Annotated in this window: 17 protein-coding genes; 9 read left to right on the forward strand and 8 right to left on the reverse strand. The window is 54.7% G+C overall.

Features of this window, described 5'->3' with window-relative positions:
* Positions 1-18: 18 nt before the first annotated feature.
* From KIF87_RS15260 to KIF87_RS15275, 4 genes are read left to right on the forward strand one after another with little or no spacing between them, the layout of a single operon-like run.
* Positions 19-594 carry a fimbrial protein gene (locus tag KIF87_RS15260; RefSeq protein ID WP_213329197.1) on the forward strand — a complete coding sequence of 192 codons (576 nt, stop codon included), beginning with the start codon at positions 19-21 and terminating at the stop codon, positions 592-594.
* A gap of 17 nt (positions 595-611) precedes the next feature.
* A complete protein-coding gene (locus tag KIF87_RS15265; protein WP_213329200.1) occupies positions 612-1,175 on the forward strand; it encodes a fimbrial protein in 564 nt (187 codons plus the stop codon).
* A 23-nt stretch (positions 1,176-1,198) separates the two neighbouring features.
* The gene (locus KIF87_RS15270) at positions 1,199-1,795 is read left to right on the forward strand and encodes a fimbrial-like protein (protein ID WP_213329202.1); all 597 of its coding nucleotides are present in this window, start codon (positions 1,199-1,201) and stop codon (positions 1,793-1,795) included.
* Between the two features lie 25 nt (positions 1,796-1,820).
* A complete protein-coding gene (locus KIF87_RS15275; protein WP_213329205.1) occupies positions 1,821-2,924 on the forward strand; it encodes a fimbrial protein in 1,104 nt (367 codons plus the stop codon).
* 1 nt (position 2,925) lies between these two features.
* On the opposite strand, the gene KIF87_RS15280 is transcribed toward KIF87_RS15275, so the two are convergent.
* From KIF87_RS15280 to KIF87_RS15295, 4 genes are all read right to left on the reverse strand, one after another.
* Positions 2,926-4,173 carry a polysaccharide deacetylase family protein gene (locus KIF87_RS15280; protein ID WP_213329207.1) on the reverse strand — a complete coding sequence of 416 codons (1,248 nt, stop codon included), beginning with the start codon at positions 4,171-4,173 and terminating at the stop codon, positions 2,926-2,928.
* 62 nt (positions 4,174-4,235) lie between these two features.
* On the reverse strand, positions 4,236-4,676 hold the full coding sequence (locus tag KIF87_RS15285; protein ID WP_213329210.1) for a PTS sugar transporter subunit IIA: 441 nt from the start codon (positions 4,674-4,676) through the stop codon (positions 4,236-4,238).
* Positions 4,677-4,780: 104 nt separating this feature from the next.
* Complete coding sequence (locus KIF87_RS15290; RefSeq protein WP_023334536.1) at positions 4,781-5,551, reverse strand: ABC transporter permease; 771 nt, start codon at positions 5,549-5,551, stop codon at positions 4,781-4,783.
* On the reverse strand, positions 5,548-6,474 hold the full coding sequence (locus tag KIF87_RS15295) for an ABC transporter ATP-binding protein (protein WP_048974999.1): 927 nt from the start codon (positions 6,472-6,474) through the stop codon (positions 5,548-5,550). Before KIF87_RS15295 ends, KIF87_RS15290 begins: the two co-directional genes overlap by 4 nt.
* Positions 6,475-6,581: 107 nt before the next feature.
* Between KIF87_RS15295 and can the strand changes: the two genes are divergently transcribed.
* The gene (gene can / locus KIF87_RS15300; RefSeq protein ID WP_008501947.1) at positions 6,582-7,244 is read left to right on the forward strand and encodes a carbonate dehydratase; all 663 of its coding nucleotides are present in this window, start codon (positions 6,582-6,584) and stop codon (positions 7,242-7,244) included.
* A 60-nt stretch (positions 7,245-7,304) separates the two neighbouring features.
* Here can and hpt read toward each other — a convergent pair whose 3' ends face one another.
* Positions 7,305-7,841 carry a hypoxanthine phosphoribosyltransferase gene (gene hpt / locus KIF87_RS15305; protein WP_032660636.1) on the reverse strand — a complete coding sequence of 179 codons (537 nt, stop codon included), beginning with the start codon at positions 7,839-7,841 and terminating at the stop codon, positions 7,305-7,307.
* A gap of 208 nt (positions 7,842-8,049) precedes the next feature.
* Here hpt and KIF87_RS15310 point away from each other — a divergent pair, with 208 nt between their 5' ends.
* The gene (locus KIF87_RS15310) at positions 8,050-10,440 is read left to right on the forward strand and encodes a glucose/quinate/shikimate family membrane-bound PQQ-dependent dehydrogenase (RefSeq protein ID WP_213329213.1); all 2,391 of its coding nucleotides are present in this window, start codon (positions 8,050-8,052) and stop codon (positions 10,438-10,440) included.
* A gap of 90 nt (positions 10,441-10,530) precedes the next feature.
* Here the strand turns inward: KIF87_RS15310 and cueO are convergent, their stop codons facing one another.
* Positions 10,531-12,099 carry a multicopper oxidase CueO gene (cueO, locus tag KIF87_RS15315; RefSeq protein ID WP_213329216.1) on the reverse strand — a complete coding sequence of 523 codons (1,569 nt, stop codon included), beginning with the start codon at positions 12,097-12,099 and terminating at the stop codon, positions 10,531-10,533.
* Between the two features lie 145 nt (positions 12,100-12,244).
* On the opposite strand from cueO, the gene KIF87_RS15320 reads away from it, so the two are divergent.
* The 3 genes from KIF87_RS15320 to speD all read left to right on the forward strand — a co-directional run bounded on the left by KIF87_RS15320 (position 12,245) and on the right by speD (position 14,371).
* Entirely contained in the window at positions 12,245-12,592 is a 348-nt protein-coding gene (locus KIF87_RS15320; RefSeq protein ID WP_121425082.1) for a YacC family pilotin-like protein, read from the forward strand.
* Positions 12,593-12,706: 114 nt separating this feature from the next.
* Entirely contained in the window at positions 12,707-13,576 is an 870-nt protein-coding gene (gene speE, locus KIF87_RS15325; RefSeq protein ID WP_023310424.1) for a polyamine aminopropyltransferase, read from the forward strand.
* The gene (speD, locus tag KIF87_RS15330) at positions 13,577-14,371 is read left to right on the forward strand and encodes an adenosylmethionine decarboxylase (RefSeq protein ID WP_023334531.1); all 795 of its coding nucleotides are present in this window, start codon (positions 13,577-13,579) and stop codon (positions 14,369-14,371) included.
* Between the two features lie 31 nt (positions 14,372-14,402).
* Here speD and yacL read toward each other — a convergent pair whose 3' ends face one another.
* Together yacL and acnB are read right to left on the reverse strand one after the other, a co-directional pair.
* Complete coding sequence (gene yacL / locus KIF87_RS15335) at positions 14,403-14,765, reverse strand: protein YacL (RefSeq protein WP_023310423.1); 363 nt, start codon at positions 14,763-14,765, stop codon at positions 14,403-14,405.
* A gap of 190 nt (positions 14,766-14,955) precedes the next feature.
* Complete coding sequence (acnB, locus tag KIF87_RS15340; protein WP_213329218.1) at positions 14,956-17,553, reverse strand: bifunctional aconitate hydratase 2/2-methylisocitrate dehydratase; 2,598 nt, start codon at positions 17,551-17,553, stop codon at positions 14,956-14,958.
* Positions 17,554-17,863 lie beyond the last annotated feature (310 nt).

The following is a 17,863-nucleotide window of genomic DNA, read 5'->3' on the forward strand; positions in this document are numbered from 1 at the left end:
AACAGGGAGTTAATTTGCATGAGAAAAACATTATTACACACGCGCATCAGCGCGCTCTTTGCCCTCGTATTAAGTGCGCAGGCTATGGCGGAAACGAAAAACCTTGATGTCACCTTCACGGCAACGCTGCGTGAAACCACCTGCGACATGAAAATTCAGGGCGGGACCGGGGATGGTTCAAAAAACACGATACCGATTGGCACCAGTGGCAAAACCTCTCTGTCGGATATTGCTGCAGGTAACGATGCCGCCAGCACGACGTTTAAGCTGCTGATCACCGAATGCCCTTCCAGCCTGAGCGGGTTGAAAACAACGATTACCGGCACGCAGTCAACTGACGTGTTGACCGCTATCGCAAACGCAGCAACGGATTCACCTGCGTCCAATATGGGGGTCACGATTGCTCGCGTATCGGCGCCGGCGACACCTTTCACCATCAACGCAACAGAAGATGCCAAACGTTTGGTCTGGACTGCTGGTGAAATTAGCGGCAAAGAAGTGCCGTTAATCGCCCGTCTGGTTGAAACCAAAACGGGACAGGCAACAACAGGCAGCTTTAGCGCCATTGCCACCTTTAATTTTGTCTACGAGTAAGCGGAAGGATACGCATAATGAAAACAAACTTGAATTTACCCCTCATTGCGTTGGCCATCTCCGCCGGGCTTATGTCCGTTAATGCTAGCGCGATTACAGGGACAACCAGCGTACAGGCAACCTTTACCTCAACCATTGAGGCGGGCACCTGCACGGCGCAAATTCAAAACGCCAGCGGGCAGGCTATCGACACCCTCGCATTTGGCGATGTGTTTAAATCTGACCTCGTCAATCAGAGCCGCAGTGAGCCGTTCAAAGTGGCCTTCAGCGGATGCGCAGGGGTCAAATCTGCCACTCTGCAGGCAACGCCGGGAGTGGGCAACGGCTGTTCTGGCCCTTCATCAAACGGAGACTCTTTCTCCGCAGGGAGAGCAACAGGGTTTGAAGTGTGGAAAGGTGAAGCCAGCTCAGGAACATTGCTGAGCTGTATTACCAAACCCACTCAAACGGTCGCCATCAGCGGCGCAACGACCACCGTTGATATGGCTGCCCGTATTGTCATCGCAAAAGACAGAACGATTGCTGATGTCACCACTGGCGATGTCAGCGCGCCTGTAACCTTTATCGTTACTTACCAGTAATGTTAAGCGGGGGCAGAACAGATATGTCGCAACCATTATTACCAGGCACGAACGGTCAATTAGCGCTTCTGACCGGGTTGATAAGCTGGCTCTGGACTGCCCCATGCCTGTCAATAGAGACAGGTATGGATGTCACCCTGAATGCCAGGATTATTGAAAATACCTGCCAGATTTCCCTTTCTGATAACGGCAAAGTGCATCTGCCGACGGTCAGTAAGAGTTGGTTCTACAACAGTGACGGGAGCTCACGTCTTCAGCCAACGGACGCCGCCACAGGCACGGTTTTCAACGTCAAAGTGGACAGTTGTCATGGCGCCAATATCAATCGCCTTAATTTCAGCTTCCAGCCACAGTCAAAACAGTGGCCGAGCGGTACGCATCAGGTCTTTATCAACGAAACAGCGGCGACGGCAGGTGGTGCAGCCAACACTGGCATCGTCATATTTTCATCGGCACTGAATACTAACGTACTGAATTCTGATGGCAGTTCCAGCGTCGCCGTTGAACCTCAAACGCAATTGGCCGGGGAATATGAATTCTATGCTCGCTTACAAAATACGGGTGCCGTCTCCGTTGGGAAAATAACCAGCCAGGTGCTGGTTAACGCGACGTATGAATAACAGTCACCTAATCAAGGATACTCTAATGATAAAATGGAATTATCTGCAGAATATGAAATATACGCTATTTAGCGCCTTTATACTCCTGGTGTTAACACCGTTCAGCTATGCAACCGAATGCCATATGGGCATCCGTGGTACGGAAGGCGGAACGTCGAATTTGGTCATGTCATCATATTCCAACAGCATCCGCTGGGCGCGTTCTGATGGACCTAAAAATAATACCACATCGCATTTGCTTGCAACCGCAGAGATGGATTTGGATCCCTGGCTGGAATCTGATTGCGACTCAGGGAATGACGGTGAACAGCTGATAGCAAAAATAAATTACGCTGGTGTTTACCGTAATATTGGCATCTCTGATTATACCGCGACATATAACACCAATATTCCCGGCATTGGATTTTCGGTAAAAATTTACTCTGATGCCGGGGGTGGGTATTTTGAGACAAGCCAGTCAGAATGGACCACTATCGATGCGGGAGGTGGCGAACGGTGGGCAGGCAAGCGCTGGAAAGCCCATATCGAAATCTATCAATTCGACTTTGATTTCGCAGGCAATACCAGCGGTTTGACGTACCTTACGCCTTCAGGAAGTTTTACACTCGGTCAAATGGGTATCGGCGATCCAAGCGACAGTGACAATAAACCCTGGACATTTACCATTACGCCATCCAGCTTCAGAATTCCTATTATTACGACAACCTGCCAGACGGCTCAGTTGAGTTCGGGAGGAAGCAACGTTGATCTTGGCGAATATATGATATCTGATTTTAACGCCTCGCCGCGAAGCACGTCGTTTGCAGTGCAGCTGCTCGGGTGTGATAACGTGTTTGCCGTTAATTTTAAAATGAACGCGCAAAAAGTTACCGGCTCAGACAGCAGCCTGTTAGCCAATACGCTCACGGGCTCGGGAGCCGCTCAGGGCGTCGGCGTCAAGCTCATGGCAACACTGCGGGGTCAACAAATCAAACCTAACGATTTAGCGTACACGATGTACGATATCGACACGAGTGCAGGCGCGGGTATCGGCGCGCTGTCGTTTGATGCCCAGCTCGTAAAAAATGGAGAAACGGTTAAAGCGGGCAATTTTAAGGGTCAGGCCACCTTTACGATGAACTACTACTAACTTACCCCTGCGGCTGATTGCTGATCAGCCGCGACATGGTCTCCAGCGAATCCGTTCTTAGAATATACAGGCGCTTCAGCAAGAACGGATTATCCCCCGGCTTCACCTTCCCCTTCACCGTCGTCACCGCCAGATGGAAACCGGCGTCATTCGCCGCCTTTATCGCTTTATTGTCGTAGCCGCCAAACGGATAGGAAAGATAGAGCACGCGAGGATTAAACTGCGCCAGCGCGCGTCGCGAGCGTTCAAAATCAAACAGGATCACGTGATAGCTGCGGCTCAGTAAGATCGGGTGTTTGTATCCATCCACGCGATGCAGGAAATGGGTGTGAGACTGAATGTCGAACACGTCTTGAATGCCCTTAATCTCCTGCACGCTCATAAACTGCAGCGATTTTGGGTCCCACTTCTGCGGATGGCCCTTTATGCGGGAAGAGATAATAAACGCCGTGGCCTTAAAGCCGTACTCTTTCAGCACAGGATAGGCATAGCGGCTGACCGATTTCAGGCCGTCGTCAAAGGTAATCACTACCGATTTTGCAGGCAGGTTCATTTTGTTACGCACGTACCCTTCCAGCTGGTACATCGTCAGGGTGGTATAGCCCTGATCGCGTAACCAGGCCATCTGGTTGTTGAACGCGCGCACGCTGGTCGTCGTGGACGTATGTCGAAAACGGGTGTTCTCTTCATCACGCAAAATATGATGGTAGGTCAGAATCGGAAGTCCGTTATCTTCCTGCGCATCCAGGCTGCTGATCCACGCCAGACGGTTGCCGATGCGGATCTGGAACCAGGTCTGATTCAGACGGTCTTTCAGTTTGCTCAGTATCGGATAGCGCAGATTGGCGCTTAACGTGCCGAACGGTGCGCTGCCGCTGGAAGGCGCGTTATATACCGGCGTATCTTTCCAGGTAATCAGGTTCTGGTTGCTCAGGGGTTTATTGAGATCCCCGAGGCTGTCCTCGACGCGCTGTTTCCCCTGAACCGGCTCCAGGTGCCCCTTGTCGATAAACCCCGTACCAAAACCGAAGCGAAATTCGTAGTAGTCCGCCGCCGCGGGCACAACGGCCAGGATCTGCCCGGCGCGCACGTTACCCACGTTGATGACGCTGTTCCCCACCTGCGCCCAGATCGCCGCGTCTTCGGTGGTTTGCATATACTGGGCAGGCAGCGTTTGCTGGCTGAGTAAACTGGCTGAGCTGACGCCGGAAATGAGCATCAATAGCAGGAAAAGAATACGCGGTAGCATGGTGTCTTAATCGGTGCGGGAAACTGCCGCTATTGTAACAAATGAGACATCAATACCAACGTTTAATTCTTATACAGGTCATGGAGCAGGACGAAGGGGGGATTTTTTTGCTGCTGATGCCACAAGCTGCTGACGCCCGGAACGCCCTGCGCCACGATGGCATGGCGAAACTCAGCGCTGCTTAATAATTCACGCTGTGGATACATTAACGCCAGCAGGGCGAAGTTGATCCCCGAAATGACTTCACAGCACGCATGCTTATGGCTCAGCAACGCGGCTGCGCGGTAAGGTGCCGCGCCCGATTTATCGGTCAAAAAAATCACGCCATCGCCGGTGTCAGTTTCATGCAGGGCATCGCACATCATGCGGCTGAGCATGTTGGTGCTCAGCCCGCGCCAGTAGTTTACCGCCCGGCACTGCGCCAGCGGGCCAAATTTGGCTTCAAGCTTATCCAGCATTTCCTGCGCCTGTTCATCGTGGCAGGTGATAACCCATCCCAGCATAACTCTCTCCTTAGCAGGCAAGTAGTTTAGCGGAGTGAAGGTTAGCTTTCGGTGATAACTGTCAAAGAAAGTGCCCGGCAAACAGAACGTCGCCGGGCAGAAGATTAGCTGCGCAGACCGCGTCCGCGCTGGATCAGATACCAGCACAGCAGGTAGAAGGCGATGATAAACACCACCAGCACCGCCACCGTGGTAAACAGCGGCACATCAGTGATGCCGAGGAAGCCAAAGCGGAAGCCGCTGATCATGTAGACAATCGGGTTCAGGTGCGACAGCGCCTGCCAGAACGGTGGCAGCAGCGTCAGGGAGTAGAACACCCCGCCGAGATAGGTCAGCGGCGTCAGCACGAAGGTTGGGATCAGGCTAATATCGTCAAACGTTTTGGCGAACACGGCGTTCAGCAGACCGGCCAGCGAGAACAGGATCGCCGTCAGGAGCAGCGTCAGCGCGACAAACAGCCACGAGTGGACCTGGAACGGCACGAAGAACAGCGAAATCGCCGTGACCAGGATCCCCACGCACAGCCCGCGCGCCACGCCGCCGCCGACATAGCCCGCGATAATGACGTGCGTCGGCACCGGGGCCACCAGCAGCTCTTCAATATTGCGCTGGAACTTGGCGCTGAAGAATGACGACGCCACGTTGGCATAGGCGTTGGTGATCACCGCCATCATAATCAGGCCAGGCACGATAAACTGCATATAGGTAAAGCCGTGCATCTCACCAATCCGGGAACCAATCAGGTTACCGAAGATAATGAAATAGAGCGTCATCGTGATGACCGGCGGCACCAGGGTTTGCACCCAGATACGCATAAAGCGGTTGATCTCTTTCGCCCAGATACTTTTCAGCGCGACCCAGTAAAGATGCGTCATGCCTTGTCTCCTTGTTTGTCATGTACCAGAGAGACAAACAGCTCTTCCAGTCGGTTCGCTTTGTTACGCATACTTAAGACCTGAATCCCCTGCGCGCTCAGCTGCGAGAACACGCTGTTAATCCCCTGCTCGCGCAGTACTTCCACTTCCAGCGTCGAGGTATCCACCAGACGATAGTTGTAACCTTCAAGTTTTGGCAGCGCGCTTTTCGCCGCCAGATCGAGAATGAAGGTTTCGGATTTCAGCTTGGAGAGCAGATTCTTCATCGAGGTGTTTTCCACCAGCTCACCGTGCTGAATGATGCCGATGTTGCGGCACAGCATTTCAGCCTCTTCCAGGTAGTGGGTGGTCAGAATAATGGTGGTGCCTTTGTCGTTGAGATCCTTCAGGAAGCCCCACATGGAACGGCGAAGTTCGATATCGACACCCGCAGTCGGTTCATCGAGGATCAGCAGCTTTGGCTCGTGCATCAGCGCACGGGCGATCATCAGGCGGCGCTTCATCCCGCCGGACAACATGCGCGCACGTTCGTTTCGCTTTTCCCACAGGTCGAGCTGCTTGAGGTATTTTTCGCTACGCTCCAGGGCTTCTTTGCGCTCAACGCCGTAATACCCCGCCTGGTTAACGACAATTTGCTGCACCGTCTCGAACGGGTTGAAGTTGAACTCCTGCGGAACCAGCCCCAGCTGGCGCTTGGCGTTCACCACATCTTTTTGCAGGTCGTACCCAAAAACGCTCACCCGACCGGACGTTTTATTGACCAGCGAGCTGATAATCCCAATGGTGGTCGATTTCCCCGCCCCGTTCGGCCCCAGAAGCGCGTAAAAATCACCGGCCTCTACTTTAAGATCTATTCCGCGTAGCGCCTGAACGCCACCCGAATAGGTTTTTTTAAGCTGCTCAAGCTCCAGTGCAATCGCCATGAAATTAACTTACCTTCAGTTCTTACACACGTTGTGTGGTTTCATTAAAAGTCGGGTTACCCTATAGTAGCGCAACGCAATAACTCGGTTACAGGTCGCTAACCTCCATGAACAACATAGATACACTCATCAGCAACAATGCACTATGGTCAAAAATGCTGGTGGAGGAAGACCCCGGATTTTTTGGAAAACTCGCGCAGGCTCAGAACCCACGCTTTCTCTGGATTGGATGTTCCGACAGCCGCGTACCGGCGGAGCGCCTGACCGGCCTTGAACCCGGCGAACTGTTTGTTCACCGTAATGTCGCCAATCTCGTGATTCACACCGATCTCAACTGTCTTTCTGTTGTTCAGTATGCCGTGGACGTTCTGCAAGTCGAGCACATCATCATTTGCGGCCATTATGGCTGCGGCGGCGTGCAGGCGGCGGTTGAAAACACGGAGCTGGGGCTCATTGATAACTGGCTGCTGCACATCCGCGATATCTGGTTCAAACATAGCTCACTGCTGGGCGAAATGCCGCAGGAGCGTCGCATGGATACCCTTTGCGAACTCAACGTGATGGAGCAGGTGTATAACCTGGGCCACTCAACAATCATGCAATCAGCGTGGAAACGCGGGCAGAAGGTCTCTATCCACGGCTGGGCGTACGGTATTCACGATGGTCTGCTGCGCAATCTTGAAGTGACCGCCACCAACCGCGAAACGCTGGAGCAGCGCTACCGTTCGGGGATTGCAAACCTTCAGCTTAAGCATGTGAACCATAAATAAAGCCGGGGTTTACTCCCTCTCCCTGTGGGAGAGGGCCGGGGTGAGGGCATCAGGCCGCAACTACTCGTCCAGCAATACCACTTTCCCAACATACGGCAGATGACGATAACGCTGCGCGTAGTCAATGCCGTAACCGACGACGAATTCGTCCGGAATCGAGAAGCCCACGAACTCTACCGGCACCTGCACTTCACGGCGGTCAGGTTTATCCAGCAGCGTACAAATCGCCAGAGATTTTGGCTCACGCAGGCTCAGGATCTCGCGTACTTTTGACAGCGTGTTGCCGGAGTCGATGATGTCCTCAACGATCAACACATCTTTGCCACGAATATCTTCATCCAGATCTTTCAGGATTTTCACATCACGGGTGGTGGACATGCCGCTGCCGTAGCTGGAGGCGGTCATAAAATCGACCTCATGGGGCACATGCACTTCACGGCACAGGTCTGCCATGAACATGAAAGAGCCGCGCAACAGACCGACCAGCACCATTTCGCTGCCGCTGTCCTTGTATTGTTCGGTGATTTGACGACCCAGTTCGGCGATACGCGCTTTGATCTCGGCTTCCGGGATCATCACTTCAACAGTATGTTTCATATTACTAACCAAATGATTTTAATGAAAATCTCTCAATGCTGGTGAATGTAAATCCGGCATCGATACGCAAGCCCGCCATTATATCAGCAAATGGATAACCCTGGCGTATGAGTTATAAAAAGCAAATATTGTGATTCCGATCACACTTGTTAATACCTATAATTAGTTGCTAGCAAATTATTAACAAAAACTGACGAGTACACTTTCTATGGCTGAAACAAACTCTAAACAGCCGCGTCTACTGGTGACATTAACAGCCGCATTCGCAGCCTTCTGCGCGCTGTATCTGTTAATCGGTGGCGTCTGGCTGGTCGCTTTAGGCGGCTCCTGGTACTACCCGATTGCGGGTCTGGTTATGGTTGCCGTAACCGTCCTGCTGTTGCGTAGAAAACAATCTGCACTGTGGCTGTATGCCGCCCTCCTTCTTGCCACCATGATCTGGGGCGTCTGGGAAGTCGGGTTCGACTTCTGGGCGCTGACGCCGCGCAGCGACATTCTGGTCTTCTTTGGCGTCTGGCTGATCCTGCCGTTCGTGTGGCGTCGCCTGATTGTGCCTTCCAGCGGTGCTGTGGCGGGCCTGGTTGTTGCCCTGCTGATTACCGGCGGCATTCTGACCTGGGCCGGTTTTAATGACCCACAGGAGATCAACGGTACGCTGAACGCGGAATCTACGCCTGCTGCGGCTATCTCGCAGGTTGCGGACGGTGACTGGCCTGCGTATGGTCGTAATCAGGAAGGTCAACGCTACTCTCCGCTGAAGCAGATCAACGCGGACAACGTGAAGAACCTGAAAGAAGCCTGGGTATTCCGTACCGGCGATGTGAAGATGCCGAACGATCCGGGCGAGCTGACCAACGAAGTGACGCCAATTAAAGTTGGCAACATGCTTTATCTGTGTACGGCGCACCAGCGTCTGTTCGCGCTCGACGCGGCCACCGGTAAAGAGAAATGGCACTTCGATCCACAGCTGAACTCCAACCCGTCCTTCCAGCACGTCACCTGTCGCGGCGTCTCTTACCACGAAGCGCGTGCCGATAATGCCAGCCCGGAAGTCATCGCCGACTGTCCTCGCCGCATCATGCTGCCGGTGAACGATGGCCGTCTGTTCGCCATCAATGCCGAAACGGGCAAGCTGTGCGAAACCTTTGCCAATAAAGGTGTCCTGAACCTGCAGACCAACATGCCGGACACCACGCCGGGTCTGTATGAGCCCACCTCACCGCCAATCATCACCGATAAAACTATCGTGATTGCCGGTTCGGTAACGGACAACTTCTCCACGCGTGAAACCTCCGGCGTTATCCGTGGTTTCGACGTGAACACCGGTAAACTGCTGTGGGCCTTCGACCCGGGCGCGAAAGATCCAAACGCGATCCCGTCGGACGAGCACACCTTTACCTTTAACTCGCCAAACTCCTGGGCACCGGCAGCGTATGACGCGAAGCTGGACCTGGTCTACCTGCCAATGGGCGTAACCACGCCAGATATCTGGGGCGGTAACCGCACGCCGGAGCAGGAGCGTTACGCGAGCGCTATCGTGGCGCTGAACGCGACCACCGGCAAGCTGGCGTGGAGCTACCAGACCGTTCACCACGATCTGTGGGATATGGATATGCCGTCCCAGCCGACGCTGGCGGACATTACCGTTGACGGCAAAACCGTGCCGGTGATTTACGCTCCGGCCAAGACGGGTAACATCTTCGTCCTGGATCGCAGCAACGGCAAGCTGGTTGTCCCTGCCCCGGAAAAACCGGTTCCGCAGGGTGCGGCAAAAGGCGACTACGTCAGCAAAACGCAGCCGTTCTCTGACCTGAGCTTCCGTCCGAAGAAAGACCTCAGCGGTGCAGACATGTGGGGTGCCACCATGTTTGACCAGCTGGTGTGCCGCGTGATGTTCCACCAGCTGCGCTACGAGGGCATCTTCACGCCTCCGTCTGAGCAGGGCACGCTGGTCTTCCCGGGTAACCTGGGGATGTTCGAGTGGGGCGGGATCTCCGTCGACCCGAACCGTCAGGTGGCGATTGCCAACCCAATGGCGCTGCCGTTCGTTTCCCGTCTGATCCCACGCGGTCCGGGCAACCCAATGGAGCAGCCGAAAGACGCGAAAGGCAGCGGGACCGAAGCCGGCATCCAGCCGCAGTACGGCGTACCGTTTGGCGTGACGCTGAACCCGTTCCTGTCTCCGTTTGGTCTGCCGTGTAAACAGCCGGCCTGGGGTTATATCTCCGGTCTGGATCTGAAAACTAATCAGATCGTGTGGAAAAAACGTATTGGTACACCACAGGACAGCATGCCGTTCCCTATGCCGGTTCCGGTGCCGTTCAATATGGGTATGCCGATGCTGGGTGGCCCAATTTCTACCGCCGGTAACGTGCTGTTCATCGCGGCAACCGCAGATAACTACCTGCGCGCGTACAACATGACCAACGGTGAAAAACTGTGGCAGGGCCGTCTGCCGGCAGGTGGACAGGCCACGCCGATGACCTATGAAGTGAATGGCAAGCAGTACGTTGTCATCTCTGCGGGTGGTCACGGTTCGTTTGGCACGAAGATGGGCGACTATATCGTCGCGTATGCGCTGCCGGACGAAGGCAAATAAAAGCAAAACGGCAACCTCGGTTGCCGTTTTTGTGTTTGTTCCCTCTCCCCGTGGGAGAGGGCCAGGGTGAGGGCATCAGGCCGCACTGTTTTAAACAGTGAACCCGAGCATCATCCCCGTATCCTCATGCTCCAGCAGGTGGCAGTGCGCCATATAGGCAAACTCCTTCGGCGCATCGTGGTCAAACTTCACCAGCACCTCGCTGACGCCGCCTTCCACTCTCACCGTATCTTTCCAGCCCGCGCGATGCGCATCCGGCGCTTTGCCGTTCTCTGAAAGAATACGGAACTGGGTGCCGTGGATGTGGAACGGATGCAGCATCATGTCCCCTTCGCCCGAAATCACCCAGCGCTCAAGCTGGCCCTTTGTCGCAGCAAACATCGGCGCGTTCATGTCGAACGCTTTGCCGTTGATCGTATTGGCGTTGTGGAAATCAAAGCCGCGATCGCCGTGATTCATGTTCCCCATGCCGCCCATCTTGCCGTGGTCCATATTCATATGGCCCATCATCTGCCCGTGGTGCATCCCCGCCATCGCCTTATCGCCATATTTCGCCATCAGCGCCTGCATGCCCATCATGTCGAGCATCGGGTTCATGGAGAGCTGCAGCTTGCGCTGCGTAAGCCCATCAAGCGACGGGAGCGCTGGCAGCGTGGTTAACGTATCAGGCAGCGTGCCGGAAGCGGCCACCAGCAATGGTTGAATACGCAGCACCGGATGCGGCTTATCAAACGGTGCGACCGCCATCCCCATCTGGCTAACCGGCAGGGTTACGAGGTCAAACGGCTTGCCGTCGCTGATGTCCACCAGCACCTCAAAGCGTTCACCCATGAGCATCGGCAGCTCGCTCACCTTCACCGGCTCCGGCAGCAGCCCGCCGTCGCTCGCTACCACGTACAGCGGGCGTTTATCGCTGGCAGCGAAATTGAGCGAGCGTGCGTTACAGCCGTTGAGCAGGCGCAGGCGCAGCCAGCCTTTCGGCGCGGCATGCTGAGGATAAATAGCGCCGTTGGTCAGCAGCGTGTCGCCAAACCAGCCTACCGCCGCGCTCATCACGTCCAGCTGATAGTCAATTTGCCCGTCAGCGTTGAATTTCTTGTCCTGCACAATCACCGGCACATCGTCGATGCCCCACTGTTTCGGCAGGCGCAGCAGGCGGCTTTCGTCGTCTTCAATCAGCACCAGCCCCGCCAGCCCCATCGCTACCTGACGGCCCGTCTTGCCATGCTGATGCGGGTGGAACCAGCAGGTCGCCGCGCGCTGGTCAGGCGTAAAGGTGACGCTGCGCGTGCCGCCCGCTTTGATGACGCCCTGCGGCCCGCCGTCTACCTCGCCCGGCACTTCCAGCCCGTGCCAGTGCAGCGTCGTCTCTTCGGCGAGGGTGTTGTGAATATCCACCGTCACCGCTTTCCCTTTACGTAGCTGAAGCGCCGGACCGAGCAAATTGCCGTTATAGCCCCACGTCGTGGCATTGTGCTCGCCAAACGTTGTTTTACCGGCCTGAACCACAAGCTGGATACGGCTTCGCGCGTCAGCGGTCACTAAATCAGGGATGGGTAAGGCAGGCCTGTCAGCCGCGAAAACCGCGCGGCTCCAGAGAGGTAATGCGCTGGCAGCCCCCAGCACAGCGGAATATTTTAAAAAATCACGACGTTGCATGTTCATTTCCTTATTTCCAGCAGGCGATCTTTTGAGCATAAACCCTCCCCTTACCGGAAGGTCAAGTCAAGCGGCAATAATAAAGATCGTCGCACCGGCATCAAGTATGCTAACGTTAATTTTCCGTGAAGAAGTGGTAGAAGCAATGAAGATGTTTTTCAGGACAATTTTGTTCGGTAGCCTGATGGCAATGTGTGCGAACAGCTATGCGCTAAGTGAAAATGAAGCGGAAGATATGGCCGATTTAACGGCGGTTTTTGTATTCCTGAAAAATGATTGTGGCTACCAGAATTTACCCAACGGGCAAATTCGCCGCGCGCTGGTCTTTTTTGCCCAGCAAAACCAGTGGGATCTCAGCAACTACGACAGCTTCGACATGAAGGCGCTCGGCGAAGACAGCTACCGTGACCTAAGCGGTATTGGTATTCCCACTGCCAAAAAATGCAAAGCGCTGGCTCGTGATTCACTCAGCCTGCTCGCCTACGTGAAATAACCTTCCCGACGCCCCCTGTTGAACCTCTGGCCGTGCAACCACGGTTAGAGTTAGCTATCATGTTTCGCTCATTTTTGGTGAGCGTAATGGATGTTTACACAGGAGGAGTTCGCTATGGCCGACCACACGTTGTGGCATGAAACACTGCATGACCAGTTTGGTCAGTACTTTGCCGTTGATAACGTGCTCTATCATGAGAAAACCGATCACCAGGATCTGATCATCTTCGAGAATGCCGCCTTTGGCCGCGTCATGGCGCTGGACGGCGTCGTGCAAACGACCGAGCGAGATGAGTTTATCTATCATGAGATGATGACCCACGTCCCGCTGCTGGCGCACGGCCACGCGAAGCATGTCCTGATTATCGGCGGCGGCGACGGCGCAATGCTGCGTGAAGTATCCCGCCATCGTTCCATTGAAACCATCACCATGGTGGAAATTGATGCGGGCGTCGTCTCTTTCTGCCGCCAGTACCTGCCCAACCACAATGCCGGTAGCTATGACGATCCGCGCTTTAGCCTGGTGATTGACGACGGCGTTAACTTTGTTAACCAGACCTCGCAGACCTTTGACGTTATTATCTCCGACTGCACCGACCCTATCGGCCCCGGCGCGTCGCTGTTTACCTCCTCCTTCTACGAAGGCTGCAAGCGCTGCCTGAACCCGGGCGGGATCTTCGTCGCACAAAATGGCGTCTGCTTCCTGCAGCAGGATGAAGCGCTCGACAGCCATCGTAAGCTCAGCACCTATTTCGATGATGTCAGCTTCTATCAGGCGGCCATTCCGACGTACTACGGCGGGATCATGACCTTTGCCTGGGCGACGGATAACGACGTATTACGCCATCTCTCCACCGAAATTATTCAGGCCCGCTTCCATCAGGCCGGTCTTCAGTGCCGATACTACAATCCGGCAATTCACACCGCAGCGTTTGCCCTGCCGCAGTACCTGCAGGACGCATTATCCACTAAGGGGGTGAGCTAATTGAAAAAGCTTAAACTGCATGGCTTTAACAACCTGACGAAAAGCCTGAGTTTTTGTATTTACGATATCTGCTATGCCAAAACAGCGGAAGAACGCGATGGTTACATCGCCTATATCGACGAACTCTACAACGCCAACCGTCTGACCGAGATCCTGTCAGAAACCTGTTCCATTATCGGCGCAAACATCCTGAACATCGCCCGACAGGATTATGAACCCCAGGGCGCCAGCGTAACCATACTGGTCAGCGAAGAGCCGGTCGATCCTAAGCTTATCGACAAAACTGAACATCCGGGCCCGCTGCCGGAAGTGGTTGTAGCCCACCTTGATAAAAGCCATATCTGCGTACATACCTACCCGGAGAGTCACCCGGAAGGCGGGCTGTGTACGTTCCGCGCCGATATCGAAGTGTCGACCTGCGGCGTGATTTCCCCGCTGAACGCGCTGAACTATTTAATTCACCAGCTGGAATCGGACATCGTCACCATTGACTATCGCGTGCGCGGTTTTACCCGTGATATTAACGGCATGAAGCACTTCATCGACCACGAGATTAATTCTATTCAGAACTTTATGTCCGACGACATGAAATCGCTGTACGACATGATGGACGTGAACGTGTATCAGGAAAACATCTTCCATACCAAGATGTTACTGAAGGAATTCGACCTTAAGCACTATATGTTCCACACGAAGCCGGAAGATTTGAGCGAAGAAGAGCGTAAGGCGATTACTGACCTGCTCTGGAAAGAGATGCGCGAGATCTACTACGGCCGCAATATTCCGGCCGTGTAAAAGTAAACCGGAGCAGGGATGCTCCGGTCTGTTATTTCTGTTTCATGAAGTCGCGGTAGGCATTTACCACCTGAAGGAAATCCTCTACGCCGCACATCGACAGGCTCTCTTCGTCGTAGTAGCTCATCCCCTCTTCCATCTCATCACCTGAAAACTCGAGCTGGTTGGCACGCACCATGACCTCTTCACCGTCCATCCACAGCGTGTATTCATGCCCGGCGCGCTGCCAGGAGCGTTCACTGCCTTTCACCGTATTTGCCGCCTGTTCAACCTCATCAAGAAGTGCGAGATTTTCTTTCACCTCTTCGTTAAACCAGTGTCCAACGGCTTCGTGGCCCATCGACATACGCACTTTCACCACTCCGGTGATGTCGCGCAGAAATTCGTAATCCATAGTGTTTTCCTCTGCAAAGCCATTAAGGTAATTATCGCAGCAGCGAGGAAGAAAAAAAGCGTGAGAGGTGGGAGGAATGAAAATAAAAAGGTGAGAGCAAGACCCTGCGGCCTGATGCCCTCACCCCGTCCCTCTCCCACGGGAGAGGGTGCAAACACTAAAAACCGTCTCGTAGAGACGGTTTTGCTGTTTATACTGCCGTCTGGAAGATAACCCCGTCGGCCTTCTCGGTGTACTGAGAGAGCTGGTCGAAGTTCAGATAGCGATAGGTATCCACCGCGGTCTTATCCACCTGAGCCACAAAGGTCTGGTACTCTTCCGGCGTTGGCAGTTTGCCAATCAGCGCCGCAACCGCCGCCAGCTCCGCAGAGGCCAGGAAGACGTTTGCACCGGTACCTAAACGGTTCGGGAAGTTACGGGTAGAGGTGGAGACCACCGTCGCACCGTCGGCAACGCGCGCCTGGTTGCCCATGCACAGGGAACAGCCAGGGATTTCGATACGCGCACCGCTCTTACCAAACACGCTGTAGTAGCCCTCTTCGGTCAGCTGAGCCGCGTCCATACGGGTTGGCGGCGCCACCCACAGACGGGTTGGCAGCTGGCCTTTGTGGGTATCCAGAAGCTTACCGGCTGCACGGAAGTGACCGATGTTGGTCATGCAGGAACCGATAAACACTTCGTCGATCTTCTCGCCCTGCACTTCAGACAGCGGACGCGCGTCGTCCGGATCGTTCGGTGCACACAGGATTGGCTCTTTGATATCCGCCAGATCGATGTCGATCACCGCCGCGTAGTCTGCGTCAGCATCGGCTTCCAGCAGCTGCGGATCGGCCAGCCATTTTTCCATGCCCTGGATACGGCGCTCCAGCGTACGACGGTCGCCGTAGCCTTCTGCAATCATCCACTTCAGCAGCACGATGTTAGAGTTAAGATACTCAATAATCGGCTCTTTGTTCAGCTTGATGGTACAGCCCGCCGCAGAACGCTCGGCGGAAGCATCGGTCAGCTCGAACGCCTGCTCAACTTTCAGATCCGGCAGACCTTCAATTTCCAGGATGCGGCCAGAGAAGATGTTTTTCTTCCCTTTCTTCTCAACGGTCAGCAGGCCCTGTTTAATCGCATACAGCGGGATCGCGTGAACCAGGTCGCGCAGGGTGATACCCGGCTGCATTTTACCTTTGAAGCGCACCAGCACCGATTCCGGCATATCCAGCGGCATCACGCCGGTCGCAGCAGCAAACGCCACCAGACCAGAGCCCGCCGGGAAGGAGATACCGATAGGGAAACGGGTATGGGAGTCACCGCCGGTACCCACGGTATCCGGCAGCAGCATGCGGTTCAGCCAGGAGTGGATGACGCCGTCACCCGGACGCAGAGAAACGCCGCCGCGGTTCATGATGAAGTCTGGCAGCGTATGGTGCGTGGTTACGTCGACCGGCTTCGGATAGGCCGCCGTGTGGCAGAAGGACTGCATTACCAGGTCAGAAGAGAAGCCCAGGCACGCCAGGTCTTTCAGTTCATCACGGGTCATTGGGCCAGTGGTATCCTGAGAGCCCACGGAGGTCATCTTAGGCTCGCAGTACGCGCCCGGACGAACACCCGCTACGCCGCACGCGCGACCGACCATTTTCTGCGCCAGCGAGTAGCCGCGGCTGCTTTCCGCCACGTCTTTCGCCTGACGGAACACGTCTGAGTGCGGCAGACCGAGCGCTTCGCGCGCTTTGGTGGTCAGGCCACGACCGATGATCAGCGGGATACGGCCACCGGCGCGCACTTCGTCGATCAGCACGTCGGTTTTCAGCTCGAAGCTTGCCAGCAGCTCGTTGGTTTCGTGGTTACGCACTTCGCCTTTGAACGGATAGACGTCAATCACGTCGCCCATGTTCAGGTTATTCACGTCAACTTCGATTGGCAGTGCGCCCGCATCTTCCATGGTGTTGAAGAAGATCGGTGCAATTTTACCGCCGAGGCACAGGCCACCGCCGCGCTTGTTTGGCACGTGAGGGATATCGTCGCCCATGAACCACAGCACGGAGTTGGTTGCGGATTTACGGGAAGAACCGGTACCCACAACGTCGCCCACGTAGGCCAGCGGGTAACCTTTCTCCTGCAGGGCTTCGATCTGTTTGATCGGGCCGACGCTGCCCGGCTGATCCGGCTCAATGCCTTCACGGGCGTTTTTCAGCATCGCCAGGGCGTGCAGAGGGATATCCGGGCGAGACCACGCGTCCGGTGCCGGAGAGAGGTCATCGGTGTTGGTTTCACCGGTCACTTTAAAGACGGTAACGGTGATTTTTTCAGCCAGAGCAGGACGGTTCAGGAACCAGTCCGCATCAGCCCAGGACTGCATCACCTGCTTCGCATAGACGTTGCCTGCTTTGGCTTTTTCTTCTACGTCGTAGAAGTTATCGAACATCAGCAGCGTGGAAGAGAGCGCTTTAGCGGCAATCGGTGCCAGCTTGTCGTTATCCAGCGCGTCAATCAGCGGATGAATGTTGTAACCACCCTGCATGGTGCCGAGCAGTTCAATGGCTTTTTCAGGAGTAACCAGTGGGGAGGTGGCTTCGCCTTTGGCGATAGCAGCAAGGAATCCGGCTTTTACGTAGGCAGCTTCATCTACTCCAGGCGGTACGCGGTTGATCAGCAGATCTAACAGGAATTCTTCTTCGCCCTTGGGCGGGTTCTTCAGCAGCTCGACGAGCGCGGCCATTTGGGTTGCATCTAAAGGTTTGGGTACAATTCCCTCGGCGGCACGTTCTGCTACGTGCTTACGGTATTCTTCTAGCACGACGGTTCTCCTCGCTCTCATTGTCATATGCGGCGGGCGTTCTCTTCACGCTCCTGTGAGACAGCAGTTTGTAGGGTAAATGCCCGATACCGCGTCGGGCAGCATAGCAGGATTTCTGCACAGTGTTAATCCGTTTACAAAAAAGCAACATTAAAAAATTTGCTGAATCGTTAAGCATGGTGTAGCGACGACTTAGGGCATCGTTATGCGGTTTCTTATGCACCGTGACGCTTCAATTTTTTCTCCATCAGATATAATTGTGTAATAAATGCACACACTCTTTATCCGGACGTCCCGGACGCTTCCCAAT

It is taken from the genome of Enterobacter sp. 120016 (assembly GCF_018383635.1).
In the GTDB taxonomy this organism is placed as follows: domain Bacteria; phylum Pseudomonadota; class Gammaproteobacteria; order Enterobacterales; family Enterobacteriaceae; genus Enterobacter; species Enterobacter asburiae_D.